This is a genomic window from Aequorivita sp. IT1183 (genome assembly GCF_058068265.1).
The window spans coordinates 276,715-298,225 of sequence record NZ_JBYRHS010000001.1 but is presented as its reverse complement, the minus strand read 5'-3'; the positions used below and the strand labels follow the sequence as shown (position 1 = coordinate 298,225).

Annotated in this window: 19 protein-coding genes and 2 tRNA genes; 5 read left to right on the top strand and 16 right to left on the bottom strand. The window is 37.2% G+C overall.

Annotated features, from left to right (window positions below; all coding sequences use genetic code 11):
- Positions 1-98: 98 nt before the first annotated feature.
- The 3 genes from AC3RVF_RS01265 to AC3RVF_RS01255 form a co-directional block, all read right to left on the bottom strand.
- A complete protein-coding gene (locus tag AC3RVF_RS01265; RefSeq protein ID WP_489692573.1) occupies positions 99-1,181 on the bottom strand; it encodes a T9SS type A sorting domain-containing protein in 1,083 nt (360 codons plus the stop codon).
- Positions 1,182-1,324: 143 nt separating this feature from the next.
- Positions 1,325-3,391 (bottom strand): M13 family metallopeptidase, encoded by a 2,067-nt coding sequence (locus AC3RVF_RS01260; protein WP_489692572.1) that lies wholly within the window; start codon positions 3,389-3,391, stop codon positions 1,325-1,327.
- Positions 3,392-3,467: 76 nt separating this feature from the next.
- Complete coding sequence (locus AC3RVF_RS01255; protein ID WP_489690443.1) at positions 3,468-4,058, bottom strand: hypothetical protein; 591 nt, start codon at positions 4,056-4,058, stop codon at positions 3,468-3,470.
- Positions 4,059-4,175: 117 nt separating this feature from the next.
- Between AC3RVF_RS01255 and AC3RVF_RS01250 the strand changes: the two genes are divergently transcribed.
- A complete protein-coding gene (locus AC3RVF_RS01250) occupies positions 4,176-5,123 on the top strand; it encodes an NAD-dependent epimerase/dehydratase family protein (RefSeq protein WP_489692571.1) in 948 nt (315 codons plus the stop codon).
- 3 nt (positions 5,124-5,126) lie between these two features.
- Here AC3RVF_RS01250 and AC3RVF_RS01245 read toward each other — a convergent pair whose 3' ends face one another.
- The 8 genes from AC3RVF_RS01245 to AC3RVF_RS01210 all read right to left on the bottom strand — a co-directional run bounded on the left by AC3RVF_RS01245 (position 5,127) and on the right by AC3RVF_RS01210 (position 13,048).
- Positions 5,127-5,996, bottom strand: coding sequence for an SdiA-regulated domain-containing protein (locus AC3RVF_RS01245; RefSeq protein WP_489692570.1), 870 nt, complete (start codon positions 5,994-5,996; stop codon positions 5,127-5,129).
- 126 nt (positions 5,997-6,122) lie between these two features.
- Positions 6,123-6,194 (bottom strand) — tRNA-Arg (locus AC3RVF_RS01240).
- Positions 6,195-6,382: 188 nt separating this feature from the next.
- A complete protein-coding gene (locus tag AC3RVF_RS01235) occupies positions 6,383-7,501 on the bottom strand; it encodes a Fic family protein (protein ID WP_489692569.1) in 1,119 nt (372 codons plus the stop codon).
- A gap of 256 nt (positions 7,502-7,757) precedes the next feature.
- Positions 7,758-7,831 (bottom strand) — tRNA-Asn (locus AC3RVF_RS01230).
- Between the two features lie 114 nt (positions 7,832-7,945).
- Complete coding sequence (locus tag AC3RVF_RS01225) at positions 7,946-8,680, bottom strand: hypothetical protein (protein WP_489690464.1); 735 nt, start codon at positions 8,678-8,680, stop codon at positions 7,946-7,948.
- The gene (locus tag AC3RVF_RS01220) at positions 8,670-9,254 is read right to left on the bottom strand and encodes an RNA polymerase sigma factor (RefSeq protein ID WP_489690465.1); all 585 of its coding nucleotides are present in this window, start codon (positions 9,252-9,254) and stop codon (positions 8,670-8,672) included. The genes AC3RVF_RS01225 and AC3RVF_RS01220 overlap by 11 nt, the downstream gene beginning before the upstream one ends.
- Positions 9,255-9,511: 257 nt before the next feature.
- Complete coding sequence (gene rseP, locus AC3RVF_RS01215; RefSeq protein WP_489692568.1) at positions 9,512-10,837, bottom strand: RIP metalloprotease RseP; 1,326 nt, start codon at positions 10,835-10,837, stop codon at positions 9,512-9,514.
- Positions 10,838-11,116: 279 nt separating this feature from the next.
- Positions 11,117-13,048, bottom strand: a complete 1,932-nt coding sequence (locus tag AC3RVF_RS01210; RefSeq protein ID WP_489690467.1) for a M1 family metallopeptidase — start codon at positions 13,046-13,048, stop codon at positions 11,117-11,119.
- Positions 13,049-13,230: 182 nt separating this feature from the next.
- Between AC3RVF_RS01210 and AC3RVF_RS01205 the strand changes: the two genes are divergently transcribed.
- From AC3RVF_RS01205 to AC3RVF_RS01190, 4 genes are all read left to right on the top strand, one after another.
- Complete coding sequence (locus tag AC3RVF_RS01205; protein WP_489690468.1) at positions 13,231-13,896, top strand: SCO family protein; 666 nt, start codon at positions 13,231-13,233, stop codon at positions 13,894-13,896.
- 199 nt (positions 13,897-14,095) lie between these two features.
- Positions 14,096-14,320 carry a FeoA family protein gene (locus AC3RVF_RS01200; RefSeq protein WP_489690469.1) on the top strand — a complete coding sequence of 75 codons (225 nt, stop codon included), beginning with the start codon at positions 14,096-14,098 and terminating at the stop codon, positions 14,318-14,320.
- A 111-nt stretch (positions 14,321-14,431) separates the two neighbouring features.
- Positions 14,432-16,531, top strand: coding sequence for a ferrous iron transport protein B (gene feoB / locus AC3RVF_RS01195; RefSeq protein WP_489690470.1), 2,100 nt, complete (start codon positions 14,432-14,434; stop codon positions 16,529-16,531).
- Between the two features lie 232 nt (positions 16,532-16,763).
- A complete protein-coding gene (locus AC3RVF_RS01190; RefSeq protein WP_489690471.1) occupies positions 16,764-16,922 on the top strand; it encodes a hypothetical protein in 159 nt (52 codons plus the stop codon).
- Positions 16,923-16,932: 10 nt separating this feature from the next.
- On the opposite strand, the gene AC3RVF_RS01185 is transcribed toward AC3RVF_RS01190, so the two are convergent.
- The 5 genes from AC3RVF_RS01185 to AC3RVF_RS01165 form a co-directional block, all read right to left on the bottom strand.
- Complete coding sequence (locus AC3RVF_RS01185) at positions 16,933-17,349, bottom strand: hypothetical protein (RefSeq protein WP_489690472.1); 417 nt, start codon at positions 17,347-17,349, stop codon at positions 16,933-16,935.
- 79 nt (positions 17,350-17,428) lie between these two features.
- Entirely contained in the window at positions 17,429-18,589 is a 1,161-nt protein-coding gene (locus AC3RVF_RS01180) for a metal ABC transporter permease (protein ID WP_489690473.1), read from the bottom strand.
- Positions 18,582-19,706, bottom strand: a complete 1,125-nt coding sequence (locus AC3RVF_RS01175; protein WP_489692567.1) for a metal ABC transporter permease — start codon at positions 19,704-19,706, stop codon at positions 18,582-18,584. Before AC3RVF_RS01175 ends, AC3RVF_RS01180 begins: the two co-directional genes overlap by 8 nt.
- A gap of 102 nt (positions 19,707-19,808) precedes the next feature.
- Positions 19,809-20,549 (bottom strand): metal ABC transporter ATP-binding protein, encoded by a 741-nt coding sequence (locus AC3RVF_RS01170; protein ID WP_489692566.1) that lies wholly within the window; start codon positions 20,547-20,549, stop codon positions 19,809-19,811.
- A gap of 17 nt (positions 20,550-20,566) precedes the next feature.
- On the bottom strand, positions 20,567-21,472 hold the full coding sequence (locus AC3RVF_RS01165) for a metal ABC transporter solute-binding protein, Zn/Mn family (protein ID WP_489692565.1): 906 nt from the start codon (positions 21,470-21,472) through the stop codon (positions 20,567-20,569).
- Positions 21,473-21,511: the final 39 nt, after the last annotated feature.

Below are 21,511 nucleotides of genomic sequence, written 5' to 3'. Positions count from 1 at the left end.
TCTTCGGCAAGCTCAGACTCACATATTAAATTTACTTAAAGAATCACTTTCTCAATTCTAATTCCAGCAACTGTTTTTAGTTTTATATATTCCAAATCTTACTGTACCACCAACTTTTTTGTGGTTGTTTCATTTACTGTTTTAAGTGTCACAAAATAGACTCCGGCGGCATAGCCCGAAACATCCAAGGGAATAACAGTTGTATTTTCTAATGCTTCTTTTCTTTCCATAACTTGCCCTAAGTTGTTAGTTACCGTAACGACCAACCCATCAACTCGTTGGTTGGGGAGGTTTATTGCAACGGTGCTGGATGTGGGATTGGGGTACATTGTGAAATTTTGGAGCGTTGCCTCTGCCACCCCCAGCGCATCACACTCTGCTTGGTTGTTTACAAAGGTGGTTTCGGGGTCTTTTAGCCAGTCGTCCAAATAGGTGGCGCTGGCGTCGTCCACGAGGATGCATTTTAAACCATTGGAATCGGTGACGTCAAATGTCTGCATATTAGCATTGTTACCATTGCGGACGTCCAATATCTCTATCGGGTTTGATGGTGCCCCAAATGTTTCCAGATTTATGTTTTGTGAAAGATCGAAACCTGTAATGTTATTATCGAGACAGGTGAAATAATTCAATTCAATATTTTGGGAGGTATCAAAAAAACCACTAATGGCATTATGGTCCGCCCACAACAGATATAGATCAGGATTTTGGCTAATATCCAATGATGTCAATAGGTTCCAATCACAATACACCTCGATTAGGTTTGGGTTTTGGGTGATGTCCAGTTCTGTCAAAAAATTTTCATCACAATACAAAATCTCTAAATTTGGGCATTGGGTAATGTTCAAACTTTCTATGCTACCAGAGGTGCAGTACAGCTCAATAAGCTGATGGTTATTGCTGAGGTCTAATGTGGTCAATGGATTAAATGCACAACCTAAAAGTTCCAAGGCCACAAAATCTTCAATGCCTGTAAGATCGCTAATATTCTGGATATTTACCAACAATTCCGTTACCGTATTTATGTTTGCGGTGAGCACTTGTCCATTGCCCGGCACTCCATCACCCATGCCGTTCTGCTCTAGGTAGTTTTCAAAATTGGGGTCCGGTATTGCCGTGAACTGTGCAGAGCAGAAAGAGCTAATGGTAAGAAAAAACAAGACAATAGTTAATTTTTTCATATTGAAGGTTTTAAAATCATATTTCTTAAAGTTAAGTAAATGAGTGATAAAATTCAAATCCATAAAATATAAAAAAAGGAGCCTTTTACAGCTCCTTTTTCATTTAAAACATTTCGACTGCGCTCAATGTGACAATAGTCATATTACCAAATACGAACCCTATTTTCAGGGGCAACATACATTGGGTCGCCTTCTTTAATATCAAAAGCTTCGTAGAAAGCATCGACATTCAGTAGTGGTTGTGTAGCACGAACCATTCCTGGAGAATGGGGATCGGTTTTTACTTGGTTGCGTAAAGCTTCATCACGAGATTTGGTGCGCCAAACTGTGGCCCAACTCATAAAGAAACGTTGCTCTGGCGTAAAACCGTCAATGTTATCTGGACGTCCGTTTTGTTTGTAAAAACGTTGTAAACCATCGTATGCGCCAAGAACGCCACCAAGATCGCCAATGTTTTCACCTAAAGTGAATTTACCATTTATATATACACTATCTAAAACTTCAATATTACTGTATTGCTCGGCAAGCTTATCGCCACGCTCGGTAAAGTTTTTAAGATCTGTTTCTGTCCACCAGTTTACCAAATTTCCGTTGGAGTCAAAACGTGAGCCGCTATCATCAAAAGCGTGCGAAATTTCGTGACCTATTACTGCCCCAATTCCACCGTAGTTAACGGCTTCATCTGCTTTGTAATCGTAGAAAGGTGGCTGAAGTATTGCTGCCGGGAAAACGATTTCGTTGTTAAAAGGGTTAAAATAAGCATTCACTGTTTGTGGGCTCATTCCCCATTCTGTACGGTCTACAGGCTCATCTATTTTATCAAGATTGTCTTTTAGGCCCCAAGTTTGTACGGCTACCATATTGTCATAATATGTGTTACCTGTTTTAACAGCCATTGAAGAATAATCTTTCCACTTATCTGGATAACCCACTTTTACGGTGAACTTGTCTAGCTTTTCGATAGCTTTCACTTTCGTACTGTCGCTCATCCAAGTTAACGCCTTTATGCGGGCTTTGTAGGCTGCAATTACATTAGTAATCATTGCTTCTGCCTTTTGCTTTGCTTCTGGCGGGAACATTTCATCTACATATAATTTACCCAAAGCTTCGCCTACGCTTCCGTTTACGGTAGCAAGCGCGCGTTCGTCGGCAGGTTTCTGTGTTTTAGTTCCTTTTAAAGTAGTTTCATAGAAATCGAAATTTGCTTTTTCTATTTCTGTAGTCAACATTCCTGCAGAATTGTTTAATGTTGACCAACGCATTACTGTTTTCCAAGTATCAAAATCTGGCTTCGCGAACATTTGCTTCAACGTTTCCATATACTTTGGTTGCATTACGATAAGCGTATCCATTTTTTTCGTTACGCCCATACCTTTAAAAGCTTCTTCCCACTTAATCTGCGGAAGCATATTTTGAAGTTCAGCCATACTCTTTGGATTGTTGAAGTTTCTGAAATCGCGACTCGCAACTTTATCCAATCTTGGTGAAGCAAGTTTTGTTTCAAAAGCTAAAATAGTTTCTGCTTGCTTGCGAGCAGATTCCTCATTATCGCCTAAAAACTGAAGCATACGTGTTATGTGATCTACATACTGCTGACGTATTTTAACCGAAGCAGGATCTGTATTTGTGTAGAAATCGCGATCTGGAAGACCTAAACTACCTGGCGTAACATAAGCCGAGTTAATAGCACTGTTACTTGGGTTTGAAAAAGCTGCAAGACCCAAAAATGGTTGCGAAACAGCAACAGCATCTTCACTCATTACTTTTTGAAAATCTGCCATGTTTTTTATAGAAGCAATTTTTTCGAGTGCAGGTTTAAGTGGATTAATTCCAGCTTTATCTCTTGCAACCGTGTCTAGCTTAGATTCATAAATCATCAAAGCTTTGGCTTGGTCTGTATCTGCTGCGTATTTTCCGCTTTTTTTGGCTCTTGCCAAAATATCTAGCATATCGGCATCAGTCTTTTTTCTTAGAATGGTGAATCCAGCCCAACTAGTTTGGTCGTCTGGAATCTCGTTGTTTTTCATCCAGTTTCCATTCACATAATTGTAAAAATCTGCTTTCGGACTAACAGTGGTGTCCATGTTTGCAAGAATAATTCCGTGTGGTTCGTTTTCTGTTACAGCCACATCAGATTTTTCTTTACATGCGGTTGCGGCAATGGCAATAACTGCAAAAGCCACAACAGGTTTCAAAAAATTTGTTTTCATTGTATAAGTTTTGTTAGAAGTATTTTTCGTTCTCGAAATTATATTGAAAGTATAAGTTGTACTTTCAGTGCGAATGTTACACTTTTTTATTCTTTTTATCCTGAAGTTCTAAATTCATGATAGAGTCTTTGTAACGTTGTTGCTTTTTTAGCTCACTTTCCTCATTATCTTTTCTTTGGAAATCTATGTTATCCTTCTGAAATTTCTCGTTAAGTTGAATAATTAGATTGGTTACAGCTATGTTCATTTCGTCCAAACTTTCCTTTACTTTCAGCGAATCAATAGCTGCTTGATGCGAAATTTGATGAAGCAAAACGGTACGTGTTTTTACGACCATCAATCTACTATAAATAGGTTTTGTGTCTAGCGTATCTGGAATCTTTTTTAATAACGAATCTGCATATTGCCTTAAATTTTCCGTGCTGTTGCGCAGGTCTTGATAGTTACTTCCATTCGCATTTTTTGCTTCGGCAAGAAAATCTTCTAAAACACCCCAATTTACAGCTTGTATTTTTGCGGGTTCTGAAAGTGGTGGGAAATTATAATTTTTGTCGCCAAAAATTATAGAAGCATCGTTGGTTGGAGCTTGATTATTGTTTTCATCGGAAGCATTTTTACAAGAAAAAGCTAGGCCGAGGACTAATAAAAGTGAGATTGTTAATTTCATATCTGTTAGAAAATGCTCAAAGATACTGGTTATAAGTGAAATGGCACATAAAATTTTTAACTTCTGAGCGAATTCATAATACGTATATTTACATCACATTTTTGAAAAAATAAAGAGATGAAAAAAAGGATTCTAATTATAGGGGCTTGCGGACAAATAGGTACGGAGTTAACAATCTACTTACGCGAAAAATTCGGTAGCCATAAAGTAATAGCTAGCGATATTCGTGAAGGAGACGAGGAGCTTATGAAGAGTGGACCGTTCGAGATTTTGGACGCTATGGATTATGATGCGGTAGAGGAGGTGGTAATTCGCCACGAAATTACCGACGTTTATTTGATGGCAGCGATGCTTTCCGCCACTGCAGAGAAATTCCCTATGAAAGGTTGGAATCTGAATATGAATTCACTTTTTCACGTTTTAAATTTAGCGAAGGAAAAAAAGATTGACAAAATATTTTGGCCTTCCAGCATCGCGGTTTTCGGACCCACAACACCAAAAACTGATACGCCACAACACACCATAATGGAGCCTAGCACGGTTTACGGAATAAGTAAACAAACTGGCGAGCGCTGGTGCGAGTATTACTTTAATCGCTATGGAGTAGATGTTCGCAGTATACGCTATCCTGGACTTATAAGTTACAAGACTATGCCTGGTGGTGGTACTACAGATTATGCGGTAGATATTTATCACAAAGCATTAAAACACAAAAAATATGTTTGTTTTTTAAATGCTGAAACTACATTACCCATGATGTTTATGGACGATGCGATTAGAGCCACCGTAAAAATTATGGAGTCTGAAAAAGAGAAAATTCAGATTAGAAATAGCTATAATCTTGCAGGTATGACTTTTGATCCGGAGCAAGTAGCAGCAAGCATTCGTAAGCATATTCCTGAATTTGAAATTAGCTACGAGCCAGATTTTAGACAAGCTATTGCAGATAGCTGGCCACAAAGCATAGATGATCGTGAAGCGCAAAAGAATTGGGGCTGGAAAAGCCAAATTTCATTAGATGAAATGACCGAGATTATGTTAACAAATTTGAAGGATAAGTATTAATTCTTACTTATCAAATTCAACCTCTAGAATATTTGCAGTTCCATTTTTTCCCTCGTTAGAAATATAAAGTGTTCCGTCTGGAGCAAAGGTTATTCCTTCTGGTTGTGGAAAGGATTCGTTGTGTAATTTATGTATTCGTATTGGTTTGCCAATGCTGTCCATAATTAATAATCGCTGATTTTTCCCTTCTATAATATAGAAATTCCCACTTATCGGGTCTATAGCCATATCTGATGGATAAAAGTTTGTTGTAGCTTCCACATCATCATCTGCATCTTTAGATTTAAAAATTGTATGGTTTAGCGGAATCTTAGAAACAGGTAGCGATTTTGTTTTTTTAGTGGTTAAATCGAAGGCATAAATACCTTTAAATGCGTCACTATTCGGATCTTTATCTTTTGCTATAAACAGCAATCTATTTTTGAGTGAATCTGCTACAAGAGATTCCATATTGTTTTTTCCAGCAAAAGGAGTTTGGTAGTCTTTTACTTGAAAATTAGCTTTTAGATAATTATTTATTTCAAAAAGGCGGCCGCTGCTTTCCATTACGTAAGCGGTGCTATCTAAGATGGCGAGCCCTTCGAAATCACCAGATTTGGCGAAATTCACTTTTTTATCAATAAGGTTTGTGTTGAGGTTGAAAATAAAAATTATTCCCTCTTCATCTTGAACACAGGCAATTTTATCTTTAGTAATCCAAGTAATCCCGGATATTTCATTTAGTTCCACGGGCATATCCCATTTGCGTATTATCGTATATGTTTCTTCTTCCAAACGAGGATTCAATGCTGGGTTTTCAAAAGCATACCAAAGGATTCCTACAAAAGCGAGGACACCAGTAATTATAAAAAAGGCAATTCTATTTTCGTTCATAACTAATAAATAAAATAAAGGTATAAATTAAGTGAAATAAAACTGAGCACTCCTTAAAATTATTATAAAATAGTGGTGCGTTTTGAGAGGGCCCCGAAATTTCGGGGGAACTTGAAATATGTATTGTAGCCTCACCAAGAATCGAACTTGGATCTAAAGTTTAGGAAACTTCTATTCTATCCATTGAACTATGAGGCCAGAATTATTGGAGACCAAATTTAGTTATTTTCGAATTATTGTTCCGAAAGAAGAATAGGTAATAAAACAAAATCTCTTTCTTGATTTATATTTATGTTTTTCTTACGAGTTTTAAATATTTCGAGGAATTGCCAAGTGTATTTATAAATCTGCTAAGTTAAGTGCGGCAAGGGTTTGTATTAAATTTCTTATAATTCCAAATTTCCTTCAACAATCAATTGTTCCCATTGTGGGGTGAGCATATAGGTTCTGGCTTTTTTAGATGTATTTCCTATTTCTATAAATTCACCATCAATCCATTTTTTGACCAAGCCATATGCACTGCGTGTATTAAGTTTAAAGAAATCTGCAACGTCTTGAATCGAAATTTCTTTATGTTTTAAAAACAACGAAAGAAGTTGGCGTTGTTGTGGGCTTAGTTCCCGTAGTTTTTCATTGTAACTTTCAAGGGATCCAAGGTTTTCTTCCTTGATCATTTGCTGTACTATATCTCGAGCGCTTTTAAGCGAAACTGCCATTCCGCTCAGAAAATATTCTAAAAAAGGAGCCATATCTGTTTCTGCGGGGGCATCATAATAATTTTGGCTCTTTCCGGTAGTCAATGCTTTATAATAATCTAACGGATTCTTCGCATAATATGCTTCCAAAAAATAGATACTGTTTATTCCGTAACCAGTGATATTGAGTATAAATGTGGTAAGTAATCGGGCTGTGCGACCGTTGCCATCGTAATAGGGGTGAATGGTTGCAAATTGATAGTGCGCCAATCCAGCTATAATGGGAGCGGGTAGCTCTTCGGCGAGTATTGAATCATTAATCCACGTAACAAGTTCTTTCATTAAAGAAGCTACTTCAATTGCTTCAGGCGGCATATATACAATACTGCCTGTGGAACCATATTTAATTTCATTATCGCTATTCCTATAAGGGCTATTTATTTTGGCTCCTGTAAAAACCAAGCTGTGTATTGTGCTAATCAGTCTTTCATCGATAGCTGTTTTTTTTCTACATTCTTGGGCTACATATTCCAATGCTTTAAAATAGTTTCGCACTTCTCGAATATCGTGATCCTGACTTAAAAATTCTTCATCATTACCTTCAATTATCTGTTTTACATCACTTTGTGTGAGTGAATTTCCTCCTATTTGAGTTGAAAAGTGCGTTGAAAGCAATTGTGAAGTTACACGTAGCGAAACGATAAATGGTGCCGAAATGGGAAAAATAATTAGCGCCTCTTTATGTCTTTCTATCTCTAGCAAATTTTTCGTCTGGCTTGGAGTGATAATTAAATTGGGCTCAAATTTCATATACCCAATTTACCTCCATTGTAATTAAAATGCAAATAAAGTGTAATTAAAATGTGATAATTTAAGATTTAATTGTTATATATATAGCATTTAACACATCGTAAATCATTGATATTAGATTCTTTAAGAGATTTTAGAAGACGAAATAATAATAGGAGGAAAGAATAGCCTGTATTGACTCCCTAAATTTGATAGATAGGTACCCACCAAAAACACGAAAGCCTCTACATTTCTGTAAAGGCTTTGTCTAACTGTGCTCCTCCTCTTGGGCTCGAACCAAGGACCCTCTGATTAACAGTCAGATGCTCTAACCAACTGAGCTAAGGAGGAATTTTGCGTTAGCGGTTGCAAATATACCTATTTTTTATTTCCATCAAAATAAAATTTGAAACTTTCTCAATATTTGTTTTCCGTACTATCAGCGAGACTATAAGTATAGAATTGTTAGAGACCCTGTAAGTCCTTGAGCAGCGCAATATTTGCTGGATTTTTGCTTTTTTGCAACAGCGTTTTTGCCTCTGAAATATTGTTTTTTCTCAATAGTGATAATGCTAAATAATGTTTTATTTCTTCGAAGAAAACGCTTTCACTATCATTTCTGGCAATTTGAAGATATTTTTCGGCTTGTCGTGGATTACCGTTGGCCAAATTTGCAACGCCCAGAAAATATACTAAAGTGTCATTTTCTGGATCAGCAGCGTATAAAAGCTCCCATCTAGTAATGGCTTCAGCGTATTCTTTACGCTTGTAATTCACCATTCCGTAATAAAAATTGTAGTCTGATGAGGTTCCCATCGTAGTGGGAAGACCAGGATCCGGTCTAAAATTTGCGTCATAAACTCGTTCGGCTGAATTTCCATATTTCAAAATAGCCCAACTACTTACGGCAATTAATATTAAAAAAGATGCAGCTAGAGCCAACCTTCCGCGCGACATCCATATATTCACGGGCTCATCTTTTACTTCTTCGTGAAAATCATCGAGTGTAGGTTTAAGATTAATTTCTTCCACAGCTTGCATGGCGGCTTCTTGTTCTTTCACTGCATTCCTAAAATCTGGAAAGATTTTCATCCGCTTTTTAAATTCGGCAAGTTCGTCGGTGTCAAGATTTCCTAATAAGTATGCATCTATTAGTTCGTGATTTTCTTGATTGTTCTCTATTTGGCTATTAACTTCCATTGGGGATTGTTTGGGTCATTTTTTTTAATTGTTCCTGGCATCGATACTTTGCGTTACGTGCGGAGGCTTCATCCATTGCCAATATTTGGGCTATTTCTTTATAAGATTTTCTTTCAAAATAGAATAGCTTTAGCAATGTTTGGCAGCGTTCGCCAAGATTACTAAGGCAGTCCATAATTATTTGAATTTTTTGAATTTTATCTTCGTCAACCTCAAAATCGGGCTCATCGTATTCAATATCGCGGTTTATGAACGTAGTATTTTTGTATTTAACAGATCGCAGGTGGTCTAACCATTTGTATTTTGCAATCTTAAAAAGGTATCCATTAATTACACTTTGGTTATTAGCGGAAAACCTATCGTTTTTAATATTTCGCCACATAGCTACAAATGCTTCTTGATACACGTCTTTTGCTTGTTGCTCATTCCCGCTATTTTTAAGTACATAACGTTTCACCTTTGAAAAATTAGTTAAATACAATTTTTTCAGCGTGGCTGCGTCATTTTGTTTGATGAGCAAAACTGTTTCGTTAGCGGGTAAAATGTAAAAATTCTTTTTGTTTTCTTTATGCATTTGTTCCAAAACAATACAGAAAGATACGATATATATACAATTGTCCTATTTTTTTTAAATTTTCTGGATAAACTGACACATTTTTCGTTTTAAAGAACAAAACCTTATCGCCAAAATGTTTGAATTAACTTGACAAGAAGCAACGTGTCCTTTTTATATACATCGTAAAAGGGAGGGAAACGTCATCAAAAATTTTCAAAAAAAAATACCTCGGTGGTTTTCCGAAGTATTTTTTTAAAGTGATAAGCTAGGATGTTTTACTCAAACAACCAGCGATATATATCGTTTCCGTTGGCAAAGAGCACCAAGGCAATTAAAATAAAGAAACCTACCATTTGCGCATATTCCATAAACTTATCGTTCGGTTTACGGCCTGATACAATTTCATATAAAAGAAACATTACGTGACCACCATCTAATGCTGGTATGGGTAGAATGTTCATAAACGCAAGAATAATCGATATTAAAGCGGTGGTTGCCCAAAAGCTCTGCCAGTCCCAAACACCCGGGAAAAGGTTTCCAATGGCTCCAAAACCACCCACTTTGGTGGCTCCTTTCTTTGTAAATACATACTTGAACTGGACTACATAATCTTTTAAGGTATTATAACCAAAACCGAATCCACCAACTATACTTTCGCCAAAGGTATAATCTATCTTAGTTTGACCTAATTGTGAAATTAACTTTTCGTTTGAATATCCAATTCCAATTAGCCCTTCTTCGTTAGCAGTTATATTTAGGGTGTCAATAGTATTTCCTCTTGAAAAAACAATCTGTTTTGCGTCAAGTTTGTTTTCATCAATAATATTTTGGAATTCATCGCGGTAGTGTACTGTTTTTCCATTGATCGAAACAATCTCATCATTCGCTAGCATTCCGGCTTCTTTAGCGGGTCCAAATACCGAATCGACTGTAATTTCCTGTCGTGGGGTAAAAGCTGGCATAATACCACTTTCAAACATTTTTGAGCCTGCATCGTCTGGCACTTGTATAATCTCGATGCTGCCATCTGCGTGTTTTACTTCTACATTTGAAATATCACGAACAAAAATGTAGCGGTTTATTTCAAGTATATCATCTAAAGGCTCTCCATTTATAGTTAAAATCTGATCGCCATCTTGAAAACCGTAATCCTTAAATTGTTGTGTTATTGCAAAGCCTTGCGGTAGATCTGTATTTGTGGTAATATCTCTTCCGTAGAAATAAAGAATACCCATATAAATAACGAAGCCTACAATAATATTTACTGTAACACCACCAAGCATAATTATTAAACGTTGCCAAGCTGGTTTACTTCGGAATTCCCACGGTTGTGGTGGCTGAGCCATTTGTTCCTTGTCCATGCTCTCATCTATCATTCCGGCAATTTTTACATAACCGCCCAAAGGAAGCCAGCCAATACCATAAACGGTATCGCCAATTTTCTTTTTGAAAAGTGAAAATTTCACATCAAAGAAAAGGTAGAATTTCTCAACTCGAGTTTTAAAAAGTTTGGCGGGAATATAATGTCCCAATTCATGCAGAACGATTAATAAGGATAAACTTAAAAGAAGTTGTATAGCTTTAACAGCAAATGGAGTCATATGTTTTTAAATAGAAATTTTAATAAAATGGTCTCAATTTTAAAGCACTCATCATTTAAATGGAGGCTAAATTGATATTGTCTAATCTTTTTCTGCTCCACTAAATAATCAATGGTTTCAGTAAAAAATCGCACAAAAGTACTCTTTTAGAACGTGCAAAAAAAATAAGCGGGTGTGTTCCCGCTTATTTATGATGCTTTTATGTTTTAGGTGAAAAGCTTACTACAACGAATTCACGAAATTTTAAACGAAAAGATTCGCGAATTTCTGGCGAAAAATTTATTGTTTCAAGATTGTCTTATTCACAACTCCCTGCTCAGTTTCTAGGCGAAAGAACAAAATTCCTTTTGCAAATTTTGAAACGTCAACTGTTTCTGAAACACCTTCGGAATATAAAACCTGTCCCAATGCATTAAAAATTTGAACCTTTTCAACCACCAAATTTGCTGGTTTTTGAAGATTAATTATGTCTGAAGTAGGGTTGGGGTAAAACACAATTTGTTGTTCGAGCGCAAATTCATCTGTACCCAAAACAACGTTGTTGTTGCTGGAAATTATGTCGTATTCTGGGTCAAAGCGAACGCTCTGCACGGTAAAGTTTACCGCGGGTTGGTAGGTTTGATTGTTTACGTTATTATCCAAAATAATATCTAATGTTTCACCTTGCGTACCGGTAATACGTAATGGCACGGGTACATCAAAATATGAAACCGAAGGATGACTTTGGGTCTGTGAAATTTTCAGATAAATACTTCCCGCATTAACTTGATTCCATTGAATAGTATATCTAGGAAAGCCTTCTCCGTAAATCCAATCACTAAAAAACTCTGAAAGATTTTCGCCACTGGCGGCTTCCATATTTCTAACCAAATCGCCTGTTTTTGCATAGCCATAAGAAAGAGCAGGGTCTGCCAAATAATCTTTCAATCCTTGATAGAAAACTGCATCGCCCAGTTTTTTCCGAAGCATATGTAACACCATTGCACCTTTGTTATAAGTTAATCTACTGCTGAAAATTCGGTTAACAGAAGTGGTGTCTTGCGCTGGAATGTAAACCGAACCATCAGAATTGCTGGTAATGGAAGAAATTTTATCTTGTCTCCAAAATTTAAAGTCTGCAGTGCCGTCAAAATCTTCAATTACCAATCCAGACAAATACGTTGCAAAGCCTTCATTTAGCCAAATATCTTGCCAGCTGCCACAAGTAACTTTATCTCCGAACCATTGGTGTGCGAGTTCGTGAGCAATTAATCCGCGGTTAAGACCACCCATAAATGAAACTGTAGTATGTTCCATTCCGCCACCCCAACCAAACTGCGCATGACCGTATTTTTCATTCGCATACGGATACGGCTCAAAGCGATCTGAGAACAGGTTCATTATATCAACGGTAACAGGCGTACTCGCTTGCGCATACGACAGGTCTTCCGGATAAACGTAGTTTATAATTTCGAAAGGATTTCCATTGTTTGCAACCGTGTGCGAATAGACCGAATAATTGGTAACGGCAATTGCAATTAAGTAAGCAGGAATAGGATATTGATGTCTAAAATGTGTGGTTTTATTGCTTCCATTTATAGTCTGTCCCATTTCTAAACCGTTTGATACAGCAACATATTCTTCATTTGTAGGGTCGAAACGTGGGGTGGTAATGTAAACATCAATCATATCAATTTTGTCGTTCAAATCCTGTTTGCAAGGCCACCAAGCTTTGGCGCCAAAAGGTTCAGAAAGTGTCCACATTACGGGATGGCCGTTATGGGTGTCTGTTTCATACGAACCAAAACCAGAACTAACGGGATTGCCCGAATAGGTAACCGACAACGAATCTAAAACGCCCTGTGCTTGCATTTGTGGAAGTGTAATAACAACTTCGTCATTATTATTCTGTGTAAAACTTAGGGTCGTTCCACGTTGAGTAACTTGGGAAACGGTCATATTATCTACAAGTTCGAAGGTTACGGTGTTTAAATCTTCTTTTGCCTCAAAATATGAAGTCACCTTACCATTTATAAATGCTTGCGATGGATTCACCGTAAATTCTAATCTGTGGTATTTAAGGTCGTAATTGCCTGTATTTAAATTTACAGGTTTGCCAAACCAGCCTGTAGCTGCTTTAGCTTCTGCTTCACTAATGTTATCTGATTGAAAATTTTGTGAAAAGGAAAAAAGAGAAACAAGAAATAAAGCGGGAAGTAATAATGTTTTCATCGTAGAAAAATATTTTAATTACAATTTAGATAAAGGAACATGACTGTCTGGTTTCTGAAAAAAGGAGAAGTCAAAGTAGAATATTTCGATATAACAATTCGAATGTTAAATGTATTCAATTTGATAGTTTTAGACCTTATTTTTGCGGGCGAATATATCTATTCAGTCTAAAATTTAACGCAATGCTTACTTTTTTCAAAAAGTATAAATTCTTCGCAGTAGTTTTATTGGTGCTATCTGCTATCATTATTAGTTTTATTTACCAAATAATGAAACCCAAAGAAGTGCTGAGAGTATTTCAACCGGCAGATGTTGCGGTAGAGCTTGTGGATACTACCCTTCAGTATGTAAAAAGGTATCACACTATTGCAGATTTTAGCTTGACCAATCAAAATGGAAAAACTATCACGCAAAACGATTATAAAGATAAAATTTACGTAGCAGATTTCTTCTTCACTACTTGCCAAACTATTTGCCCGATAATGACAGATCATATGGTGAAAATTCAGGAAGATCTTAAAAATGACAATGACGTACTTTTACTTTCACACACCGTAACACCTGAAATTGATAGCGTTGCTCAGTTAAAAAAATACGCTTTAGAAAAAGGCGTGAATGACGCTAAATGGAATCTGGTTACTGGCGATAAAAAAGAAATATATGACCTTGCCAGAAAATCGTACTTAGCTGCCAAAGATGTGCCTTATCAGGAAAACGATCTTGTACATACTGAAAATTTTGTATTGGTAGATAAAAAGAAGCGCATTCGCGGTTTTTATGACGGTACAGATCCGGAAGCCATTGAATCACTTCTGCACGATATTAAAGTCCTGAAACTGGAAGATTAATCGTAAAGCGCAAAATTTTGAGCTAATTCGAAAGCTATATTATCAAGCTAGTATGTTTGTTTAACCCGTATTTACAAGGTTTTTGAAATCAAAAATAAACTTTTAAAAACATTGAAAATAATTCTCAATTCTGAGTTCCTCATTCTAAATTAAATCACTTACTTTTGCGTTGTTTAAAATCAATCTAAATAAAAAGACGGTGATTACAATCGCTTCATTGAAAAAAGGCCAACGCGGCATTATCAAGGAATTTTCTGTAGATGTAGTTCCTTTGAAACTATTAGAAATGGGCTGCTTACCTGGTAATGAAGTGTGTTTGGTTCAGGTTGCGCCATTCAACGATCCGCTATATTTAAATATAAATGGAAGCCATCTCGCCATTCGCAGAGAAACGGCTTGTATGATTGAAATTGAACTGATTTAATTTTTAAAACATTCCGCCGTCTACCAAGCGGAGCCTAAATACGGTATTTGAGCTGCGAAAAATAACAGCCGTTCAGTGAATTCGAAATTAGGTTATTGAGCTAGTCGAAATATGGCAAAACACATAAACGTTGCACTTATAGGAAACCCCAATACCGGAAAAACCTCTGTGTTTAATCGGCTTACTGGGCTGAATCAAAAAGTGGGTAACTATCCCGGCATTACCGTCGAAAAAAAACAAGGCACTTGCAAATTTGGTCGTGCTTGCAAAGTTCACATTCTCGATTTGCCAGGAACTTATAGTTTGAATGCATCTTCGGTAGACGAAAATGTGGTGATTGAATTACTACTAAATAAAAACGACAAAGATTTTCCCGATGTTGCGGTTGTAGTAGCCGATGTAGAAAACCTTAAAAGAAACCTGTTGCTTTTCACCCAAATTAAAGATTTGGGCATTCCAACAATTCTCGCCATAAACATGTCTGACAGGATGAAACGGAAGGCAATTACGCTGGATGTAGCATTGCTGGAAGAAAAATTACAGACTAAAATTGCACTTATCAGTTCCCGAAGAAATCTTGGATTTGATAATTTAAAGGAATTGATTGAAGGTTATAATCTGCTTTCTACAAAACCTTGCTTGAACGCTTCAAATATTTCAACTGAATATTTTGACCGTTTGCGAAAGGCGTTTCCCAATCAAGATCTCTACAAATTGTGGTTGGTAATAACGCAAGACGTAAATTTTGGAAAATTGAATCGAAATGAATTGAAAGGGGTTGCATCTTTTCAAACGGAATCTGTTAGTAACCTAAAACGGCTGCAGCAGAAAGAAACCATTGCTCGTTATAAATTTATAAATGAAACATTAAAGGACACGCTTCACGTAGATACTGCAAACGCCAAGGATTTAAGAAGTCGTTTGGATCGTGTATTGACTCATAAAGTTTGGGGATATGTGATATTCTTCGGAATTCTACTCCTCATTTTTCAAGCTATTTTCGATTGGAGTGCATACCCGATGGACTTTATAGATAGTTCCTTCGCTTCGTTAAGCGAATGGGCAAAAAACACTTTACCCGTAGGTGATTTCACAAATTTAATAGCTGAAGGAATTATTCCGGGCTTGGGCGGAATTGTAATATTTATTCCTCAGATAGCATTCCTTTTTCTTTTCATATCTATTTTAGAAGAAACAGGCTATATGAGCCGCGTGGTTTTTTTAATGGACAGAGTAATGCGCCGTTTTGGACTAAGCGGAAAAAGTGTAGTGCCGCTCGTTGCAGGTACTGCCTGTGCCATTCCAGCAATTATGGCTACCCGAAATATTGAAAACTGGAAGGAGCGTTTAATAACTATTTTAGTTACACCTTTTACTACTTGTTCTGCGCGTTTGCCAGTTTATTTAATAATTATTGCTTTAGTAATTCCCGACACCCGCGTTTTGGGAATCTTCAGCTTGCAGGGACTAACCCTAATGTTTATGTACATTCTGGGCTTTGGAGCTGCTATTTTTTCGGCATACTTGCTCGATAAGATTTTAAAAATCCGTTCCAAAAGTTTCTTTGTGGTAGAAATGCCCAATTATAAACTTCCGCTACCTAAGAACGTAATTATTACCGTAATTGAAAAAACCAAAGCATTTGTTTTTGGAGCGGGAAAAATAATACTCGCCATTTCAGTCATTTTGTGGGTGCTGGCATCTTATGGTCCTGGAGATTTCAATAACGCCGAAGAAGTTATACAAGCGAAATACGCTTCGCAAAATCTTTCAGAAGAAGAATTTGAGATGCACGTAGATTCCTACAAACTGGAAAACTCATACATTGGTCATATTGGTCACGCTATTGAACCAGCGGTGCGTCCTTTGGGTTACGACTGGAAAATAGGGATTGCGCTAGTAAGTTCTTTTGCCGCGCGCGAAGTATTTGTAGGCACCCTAGCCACCATTTATAGCGTTGGTAGCGACGACGAACAAACCATCAAGAATAGAATGGCGGCGGAGGTTAACCCAGTTCTGGGAGGGCCACTGTTTAATTTTGCCAGTGGGGTTTCACTGTTATTGTTTTACGCTTTTGCTATGCAATGTATGAGTACCCTCGCCATTGTAAAACGCGAAACAAACAGTTGGAAATGGCCTATGTGGCAATTATTTGTGATGAGCGGTATTGCTTACGTTGTGGCTTTAGCTGCTTATCAATTTTTGAAGTAGAATAAAAATATTTTTAGTTATGCAAACAGTATTAGTATTAATAACCTTCGCATTCGCCGTATTTTTTATGATTACAAAATTTGTTTGGAATCCATTTAAAACTAGCAAAAGTTCATCGGGGAAACCTGGCGACCATTCAGATTGCGGGAGCTGTAGTTTGCATTAAATTGCAGATTCCTTTGCGAAGTAATTCTCCTTTGGGAAATAGCTGGCTATTGAGTATCTTTGCCGTATGCAAACAATATTAGTTTTAGTAACCTTTTCTATTGCCGCAGGCTTTTTGCTTAAAAAGTTTGTGTGGAATCCTATTTTTGAAGCGCGTCAAAGCTCAACTGGCACGCTAGATGGCGGGAATACCAAATGTGGGAAGAAAGACTGTGGTTGCCACTAATCTATTTATTCTATTTATTCTTCTCTTCACAAATTAACAACACGTAGCTTTTATTTCTTCCGTTATCTTCGGAGGTAGGATATGGCGTTAATTTTAAGCCATTAATTGCAAATTTTTCAGAACTGTAAAGATTGGTGTTAGCATCTTCGCCCGCTCTAGTTGCTCCAAAAATCAAGATTTTTTCTTCAGTTTTTCCGTTTGAAGTTACCGATACCTTCACTTTCGCGCGTCCAGCCCAGATACAATCTACTCCTGTAGGGCAGCGAGAATCTTCTACAACTTCCATAAAATTTATAGAAACACCCTTCATAACTATAGTTTCGCCTTTTGGCACTTTAACTACAATTTTAGGGGTTTCGGCTGAATCGTTTTGCCCAAAAGCAAAGGATGAAAAAAGAATGATGACTGCTAAAAGTGAATTTTTCATTGTTTTGTGTTTTTTCAATTTTAAAGATAGTATAAAAAACAGTGCCAGAAAACAGGGGAAGTGAAAAACGGAAAAGATGCTAGCCCCTAAAAAGGAAAAAATCTTCTTTCATCGGTTCGATTTTTTCATCTCTATTGTTGATAATGTATTCCAATGATTTTTCGGTGAATGTCAATCCCTTTTTAGTGAGAAATACCACATCGTTTTTTATTTCAACGAGGTTGTTTCTTTCGGCCAAATCCAATACCGTTCTGGCTCGTACCGCTCGCCAATTAATATGTTCCTGTAAGTGATTTATATGTCGTTCGCTTTCTTCCTCATGGCGGTTTAAGTGTAAAAGAAAAGTAATAAGCGATACTTCAATACGCTGTTGTTTTTGACGATACAGCACAGATATGAGTCCCTTTTTTGGAGCGAATAAATAAACCATTAAAAATATAACTCCCAAGGTTGTGGCGATGGAGCCAGAGATGGAAGCATCGAGAAAATGGGCTACCCAATATCCCGAAATAGCCGAAAACACCCCGAATAATATAGAAAGCCCAATCATTTTTTTCAGATCTTCGGTAAGCAAATAGGCTGTCGCGGCAGGCGCAATCATTAAAGCAACAACCAATATGGCGCCAACGGCATCGAATGCGCCAACAACGGTAATAGACGAAACAGACATAAGTCCGTAATGCATAATAACTGGTGAAATACCTAATGCCGAAGAAAGCCCGGCGTCAAAAGTGCTTACTTTTAATTCTTTAAAAAACAACACTAATAAACTCAAAGTGATTAGTAAAATGCTTCCCATTACCCACAATGATTTTGGTCCCCAATCTGCACCAGAAATCATTAAGCGATTAAATGGAGAAAAGGCAAGTTCTCCTAACAAAACGGCATCAACGTCTAAATGTACATCATTTGCGTTTTTTGAAATAAGTATAACTCCAATACTGAATAACACGGGAAAAACCAGACCTATGGCGGTGTCTTCTTTAACCAGTCCAGTTTTTTGGATGAATTCTACCAAGACGACCGTGATAACACCGAAAAGAGCCGCCAAAAGAATAAGAAGTGGTGAATTTAAATCTTGCGTTACAAAAAAGCCGATAACAATGCCCGGTAAAATCGAGTGGCTTATCGCATCGCTAATTAGAGCCATTTTCCGAAGCACCAAAAACACCCCAGGAATGGCGCATGCCACTGCCACGACGGCTGCAATAATTTGAATTTCCAGTTGCGGATTACTCATTGCCTATTTGTTGATTATACATTTCTTGTGCTTGTTTATAACCTTTCGGTGTCATTGCCCATTGCTGTCCATGGATTGCTATCCAGCCTTCATCTTCTAATTTTTTTAGTGAACCTCTTGTATATCCTTGAAAATTATTCAGGATACGAATGGCGTGCGGATGCGAAATATTTTCGTGATCCTGCACAACGCCATACATAAACTGAAGTGTTTTCATCAGTTTTAAGTCGGTGCGGTTTTTTCGAAACCTAATTTCTCGAAATAAAAGTCCTCTCTTGGGAGAAAATATAAAAGAGAATAATACAAAGACACCAGCCACTAATACAATTACAGGTCCAGTAGATAGATTTTTTTGGCTCGCGCTAATGGCTGTGCCAAATACTCCCGAAAAGGCACCAAAGAAAGCTGCCAATATAACCATTGTTCCTAGGTTGTTTGTCCACTGTCTGGCTGCGGCAGCGGGAGCCAATAAAATAGCACTCATAAGTACAACACCCACGGTTTGTAGACCTAAAACTATAGCCAACACTATTAAAAAGGTTACTAATACATCTATAAATTTAGTGTTGAAACCTAGGGTTTTTGTGTAATCGGCATCAAAGAGAAGTATTTTAAATTCCTTCCAAAAAAGTAGCATTACAACAAGTGAAATTCCTGTAACAATAATCATTAATTGTACATCGCTTTCTACAAGGGTTGCCGCTTGACCAAAAAGATATTTGTCTAATCCAGCTTGGTTTGCATTCGGCAGTTTTTGAATATATGTTAGCAACAACATTCCAAAACCGAAGAATACAGAGAGTATTAACCCCAGTGCCGTATCACTTTTAAGATGCGTTTTTGAAGTAATTCCTCTTATCCAAAACGTACCCACCAATCCGCTTACCAAAGCTCCCAATAGTAGCACTCCAGAATCCTTAGCACCGGTAATTAGAAATGCCAGTGCAATTCCGGGAAGGGCAGCGTGCGAAATAGCATCGCCCAATAAACTTTCTTTCCGAAGCACTGCAAAACTACCCAACATACCGCAAATTGCACCCAATACCGCCGTGCCCAAAGTAATGGTACGCAGCGTATAGTCTGTCCAGAGTAAGTTGAAATATTCGGTTATTGACATTTTTTTGTTATTAGTCGGTAGTCGGTAGTTATTTGGCGTTAGTGTTTATTAAATAGTATTTATTTAATTTATAGTTACAACTCAATTACTCACCTCTCACCACTATTTATTAACAGTAACCTTATAATTAATCCCGTAAGTCTTGGTTAAATTGTCATCGTTAAAAATATCTTTCACCGGTCCGGTTGCGATTTTCTTCACATTTAAAAATGTTACCCAATCAAAATATTCTGGTACAGTTTGCAAATCGTGATGAACAACTACGACCGTTTTGCCTGCTTTTCGCAATTCTTTTAAAATATTAATAATAGCAATCTCGGTAGTGGCATCAACGCCTTGAAAAGGTTCATCCATAAAATAAATGGAAGCATCCTGTGCCAAAGCTCTCGCCAAAAAAACACGTTGCTGTTGGCCGCCGCTCAATTGACTTATTTGTCTGTTTTTATAGGAGAGCATTCCCACTTTTTCCATAGACTCTAAAGCAATTTTTTTCTCCTTTTGGCCAGGACGTTTTATCCATCCCAAACTACCGTAAGTGCCCATCATAACTACATCCAAAGCTGTTGTGGGAAAGTCCCAATCTACGCTTCCTTTTTGGGGTACATAGGCTACTAATTTTCGCTGTTTCTCATAAGGTTTTCCGTAAATAGAAACACTGCCCGCAATAGGTTTTATGATGCCCAAAATTGTTTTTATCAATGTAGATTTTCCTGCACCATTTGGGCCAACAATCGCCATTAAAACGCCCTCGGGAACTGACAGGTCAATATCCCATAACACGGGTTTGTAGTTATAGGCTACGGTAAGATCGTCTACTTGTACTGCCAGTTTTTGATTGTCCATGTTTTATTGTTTAAACCTTATTTAAGTGCGTTTACAATAGTGTTCACGTTGTATTTAAACATTCCTATGTATGTGCCTTCTTCGGTTCCCGAATTTCCTAATGCATCGCTATATAGAGTACCGCCAATTTCAACAATATGATTTTTTGATAGCACAGATTCTCGCAGTGCTTCAATGGTTCGTCTGGGTACGGAGCTCTCAACAAAGATGGCTTTTATGTTATTTTGAATAATAAATTCTGAAAGATTTTGAACGTCTTTTACACCAGCTTCAGTTGCAGTGGAAATTCCCTGCAAACCAACCACATTAAATCCATAAGCCTTTCCGAAGTAATTAAACGCATCGTGAGCGGTAACTAAAATACGTTTTTCTTCGGGCAAAGTCGCTATAATTGCTTTTACTTCACGCTCAAGTGAATCGAGTTTTGCTTGATATATTTTATTATTCTCTAAATAGCTTTGAGCATTTTTAGCATCGGCTTTTGAAAGTTCATCTGTAACAATCTGCCCAAACTGTTTAAAGAATTGAATGTTGAACCATACGTGCGGGTCGTAATTAGAAGCAAAATATTCTGAAGGAATTAGCTCGTTTTTAGGAAGCCTATCGCCTAATGAAACGGTTTGCTTTGAACCTTCCATTTTTTCAAAAATATCTACCAATTTTCCTTCTAAATGAAGCCCTCCGTAGAAAATAATATCTGCTTCATAGAGTTTTGTTACATCGCCTTCACTTGCCTTATAAAGGTGTGGATCTACTCCGGCTCCCATCAATCCTTGTAATGAAATGTGCTCTCCACCAATTTCTGAAACTAAATCTGTGATCATGGTCGTTGTAGTAACGACCTTAATTTTTCCGTTATCTTTTGAAGCATTTTTGCAACCAACAAAAAGAATTACAGTAATTAAGAATATAAATTTTTTCATTTTTATTTTTTTTGAGGGGAACGTGCTAATATCAGCATG